This is a genomic window from Methylobacterium sp. WL19 (assembly GCF_008040005.1).
Taxonomy (GTDB): Bacteria; Pseudomonadota; Alphaproteobacteria; order Rhizobiales; family Beijerinckiaceae; genus Methylobacterium; species Methylobacterium bullatum.
The window spans coordinates 1-4019 of sequence record NZ_VRVC01000223.1 but is presented as its reverse complement, the minus strand read 5'-3'; the positions used below and the strand labels follow the sequence as shown (position 1 = coordinate 4019).

General features: G+C 67.0%; 4 protein-coding genes and 2 pseudogenes. 5 read left to right on the top strand and 1 reads right to left on the bottom strand.

All coding sequences use genetic code 11. The features are described from left to right. The first annotated feature begins 19 nt into the window (after positions 1 to 19). The 3 genes from rsmD to FV220_RS24315 all read left to right on the top strand — a co-directional run bounded on the left by rsmD (position 20) and on the right by FV220_RS24315 (position 2425). Positions 20 to 577, top strand: coding sequence for a 16S rRNA (guanine(966)-N(2))-methyltransferase RsmD (rsmD, locus tag FV220_RS24325; protein WP_018043184.1), 558 nt, complete (start codon positions 20 to 22; stop codon positions 575 to 577). Positions 578 to 635: 58 nt separating this feature from the next. Beyond that, positions 636 to 1769 (top strand): spore photoproduct lyase family protein, encoded by a 1134-nt coding sequence (locus FV220_RS24320; protein ID WP_187273529.1) that lies wholly within the window; start codon positions 636 to 638, stop codon positions 1767 to 1769. A 299-nt stretch (positions 1770 to 2068) separates the two neighbouring features. Continuing rightward, positions 2069 to 2425 (top strand): hypothetical protein, encoded by a 357-nt coding sequence (locus FV220_RS24315; protein WP_147833508.1) that lies wholly within the window; start codon positions 2069 to 2071, stop codon positions 2423 to 2425. A 488-nt stretch (positions 2426 to 2913) separates the two neighbouring features. Here FV220_RS24315 and FV220_RS24310 read toward each other — a convergent pair whose 3' ends face one another. Continuing rightward, entirely contained in the window at positions 2914 to 3318 is a 405-nt protein-coding gene (locus FV220_RS24310) for a helix-turn-helix domain-containing protein (RefSeq protein ID WP_147833507.1), read from the bottom strand. A gap of 76 nt (positions 3319 to 3394) precedes the next feature. Between FV220_RS24310 and FV220_RS24305 the strand changes: the two are divergent. Both FV220_RS24305 and FV220_RS24300 read left to right on the top strand, forming a co-directional pair. Next, positions 3395 to 3865, top strand: a pseudogene (locus FV220_RS24305) (NAD(P)H-dependent oxidoreductase); the annotation flags it as partial. A gap of 51 nt (positions 3866 to 3916) precedes the next feature. Beyond that, positions 3917 to 4019, top strand: a pseudogene (locus tag FV220_RS24300) (IS5/IS1182 family transposase); the annotation flags it as partial.

The following is a 4019-nucleotide window of genomic DNA, read 5'->3' as shown; positions in this document are numbered from 1 at the left end:
CGCCCCGTGGCGGCTCGCGGTGAGGATCGTCGGCGGCGACCTGCGTGGACGCCGCCTCGCCACCCCGAAATCGGACGCGATCCGGCCGACCTCGGATCGACTGCGCGAGGCGCTCTTCAACGTCCTCGCCCATGCCTATGACGACGCGGTGGCCGGCGCGCGGGTCCTCGATCTCTTCGCCGGAACCGGGGCGCTGAGCTTCGAGGCCCTGTCCCGCGAGGCGAGCTACGCCCTCCTGGTGGACGAGGGCGCCGAAGCGCGCGGTCTGATCCGCGAGAACATCGATGCCCTGGGCTGCGCCGGCAAGACCCGGCTGTTCCGCCGCGATGCGACCAAGCTCGGCCCCGCCGGCACCAGCGGGACCTTCACCCTGGTCTTCTGCGACCCCCCCTACAACCGCGACCTCGCGCCGGCTGCGCTGGCGAGCGCATCCCATGGCGGGTGGCTCGCTCCCGGCGCCCTGGTGGTGGTCGAGGAGGCGGCGGGCGCCAACGTCGCGCTGCCGCCCGGCTTCACCGAATTGGAGCGGCGGGTCTACGGCGACACCGCCCTGGCTTTCTCGCGCTTCGAGGCCTGAGCCTGCGACCCCCGCGCGCGCCGGGAACCCCGGGGCATCGCCGCCGCGTTGCCCCGGAATGGTCCTCGATGACGCCACGCGCGATCCCGTCACGGCCGAACCGGCGAAGGCTGGGCCGGCGGATGCTCCGCTTGACGCGCGCCTGTGGCGGCCTCGTCGTGTCCTGGTGACGCCGGCGGCCCTGGACCATGCCCAGGGCCGCGCGATGCTGGCGCGGGCCGAGGCGCTCGGTCTCCCTGTGGAGCGCCTGACGAGCAACCGCCTCACGGGCCTGCGCGACGAGGATCCGCGCCGCGCCTATCGCGAGGCGAAGGCCACCCTCGCCATCGTGGTGGCGCCCCCGAGCAAGCTGCGCCTGCAGCCGATCCCGCCCAGTGCCGACTGGCGCTTCGATCTCGCGGAGGGCTGCCCGGCCCATTGCCAATATTGCTACCTCGCCGGCTCCCTCTCCGGCCCGCCGGTGACGCGGGCCTATGCCAATCTCGACGCGATCCTCGGGAAACTGCCGGCCTATCTCGGCCAAGGCGGTGTCACTTCGGCCCAGGCCGGGCGCGTCGAGGAGGGCACCACCTTCGAGGCCTCGTGCTACACCGACCCCCTCGGCATCGAGCACCTGACCGGCTCGCTCTCGGCGGCGATCACGCATTTCGGCGCCTGGGACGCGGCGGTGCAATTGCGGTTCACAACGAAGTTCGCCGCCGTCGAGCCGCTCCTGGCCCTGCCCCATCGGGGTCGGACCCGCGCTCGCTTCTCCCTCAACGCGCGTCCCGCCGCCCGCTACGAGGGCGGCACCGCCAGCCTCGACGCCCGCCTGCAGGCGCTCGGCGCCATGGCGCGGGCCGGCTACCCGGTGGGGCTCACCGTCGCGCCGATCATCGCCGTTCCCGATTGGCCGGATGCCTATGGAGGGCTCCTGCGGGAGGTGGCGGAGGCGCTGTCCGACGTCTCCAACCCCGACCTCACCGTGGAGCTCATCACGCACCGGTTCACACCGGGGTCGAAGGACGTGCTCCAGGGCTGGTATCCGGGCTCCGACCTGCCGATGCGGGAGGACGAGCGCAGTCGCAAGCTCACCAAGTTCGGCTCGGTGAAATACGTCTATCCGCGCGATCTGATGCGGACCATGCGGGAGACGATCACCGCCGCGGTCGCGCGCGAACTGCCCTTCGCGCGGATCCTCTACTGGACCTGAGCGGCCGGTCTTCCCGGCGAGTCAGCCTCCGAGCGCCCTGGTCTTAGTGTCGGGATCGATGAGCGGTTCGACACGCCGCTCAGGCCCTGCCTCTATTTTCCGCTCGAGATCGACGGCCGGTGCCGCGTCGAGCTATGGCAGGCGGCATGACCGGGCTTCAACGCCGCCGTCTTGTTGTCCTGACATTCGTCACGTCCACGATACGCCACTGAGGCAGTCGCAGAATGGCGGGATCGAAAACTTCAATGATGCCGATCTCGCGATAGCCCATATCGTGATGACCGCATGAGGAGGACGTCTTGGAAACCCATTTCGAGCATTTCGGCCGAACTGACCTTGGTCAGCGCCTCATCGCCCTCATTGACACACCCGACCGTTACACTGAGTTCCGTGCGCTCTCGGAAAAAGGCCTCCCGGCTGTCACGGCGCTGGTCCCAGTCTTGTCGCCGGTCCTGATGCCGTTAGAGCAGACTGATCTGAAGCGTTTGAACGCCGCTAAGCAATTCGTTGGGCGGTATGTTGGAACGATCATGCGGAAATACGGGCATACCATTGTGCGTCCGTCAGCAAGTGTTCCTGGCAAGCTGTTTGACGTCGCTGCCGTCTGGAGTGGCGCCCCTTCATCTGATGCCGAAGAAGACACTCAGGCAGATTGATCCAAGACGAGCGGTAAAGCACTGCGCGCCGCAATATGTTCCGCGCTGATTCAAGATGCGTTATATGATCGCTGATGCATCTAACTATTGTAACTAAAACAACATGACAAAGAACGATATCGCCGAGATCGTCGGTGCATCCGAGCTTATGATCGATGGCGAGCCTTTCGATCGACGTAGCATCACCGCACGTCGCTGGTGCTCTTCTTTTGCTGATCTTGCAACGCAGATTGGTGGTGTCACTCTCTCCGAAGCGATGATGCTCCGGCGCGCCGCGAACCTCGCCATGATGTGCGAACGAGATGAGGCGCGCGTGATGAGGGGTGATGAGGACGACGTGGTGGATGAGGAGCACTATCGCCGGAACGCCTCTGCCTCAAAGGCCGCACTGATGGGGCCCGGCATGGCATCCACGGCCCGCATCTCGACCGTGCGCTTGTTCCCACCCCGTTTGGCCGGCGGGATCAGCCCCCATTCCGCACAGACACTTACGCCACCCCGGGCACGGCGCCCGCGTCGAAACGGGTCCGCGCGGCCTGGATCGTGGGCAGGTTCGCGAAGGCCCAGGAGCCGAGCGCCTGGACCGGCACCTGAAGCGAGCGGCCGAGCTCGGTGAGTTCGTAATCGACACGGGGCGGGATCGTCGGCGTGACCGTGCGCGAGACGAGGCCGTCGCGCTCCAGGCCGCGCAGGGTGAAGGTGAGCATCCGCTGCGAGATGCCGCCGATGATCCGCTTCAATTCGTTGAAGCGTCGGGGGCCGTCCGTGAGCGTCATCACCACGAGGATGCTCCACTTGTCGCCGACCCGCGCCAGCACCGTACCGACCACCCGGCAATCGCCGGGGCGGTGAATGGGCTGTGCCTCGGTTACCTCCGTGTGTCCGGGTTCCACGAATGTGCCTCCTTGTGCGAGCGCTGCTCCGGTACTCTATAGCGCCTCGGTATCATTCTGATACCGAGGATCGAACATGAATCTTCTGCACATCGACAGCAGCATCCTGGGCGAGCATTCCGTCAGCCGCGCCGTCTCGGCCGCCATCGTCGCCCGTCTCCGCACGGGAGCGCCCGATCTCGAGGTGACCTATCGCGATCTGGCCGCCACGCCGATCCCCCACCTCTCTGGCGCCTATCTCGCTGGCCATCAGCCCAACGCCACCAACACGCCCGACATCCAGAACGACGTCGCGCTCGGCCGCGCGGTGCTGGCGGAGTTCCTGGCCGCCGACATCGTGGTGATCGGCGCACCGCTCTACAATTTCACGATCTCGACCCAACTCAAGGCCTGGATCGACCGCATCCTCGTGGCCGGCCAGACCTTCAAATACACCGAGAGCGGCGCCGTCGGCCTCGTACCCGAGAAACGCGTCATCGTCGCCGTGGCGCGCGGCGGCCTTTACGGTGCGGGGTCCCCTGCCGCCTCGGCGGAGCATGCCGAGACTTAGAGCGCCTAACAGAACGGCACCGAACGTTGCTTTCAGCGTTGGTTTGGCATGGCCAGACCGCTTCTCCCCGATGATCTCTGGGATGAGATCGCTCCGCTCCTCCCGCCGCCTCGGCCGCGTCCGAAGGGCGGGCGTCGTCCGATCGAGAACC

What these genes read in the sequence shown, in the direction of transcription:
- FV220_RS24320 (WP_187273529.1), top strand. Translation starts at nt 636, where the DNA reads ATGGTCCTCGATGACGCCACGCGCGATCCCGTCACGGCCGAACCGGCG.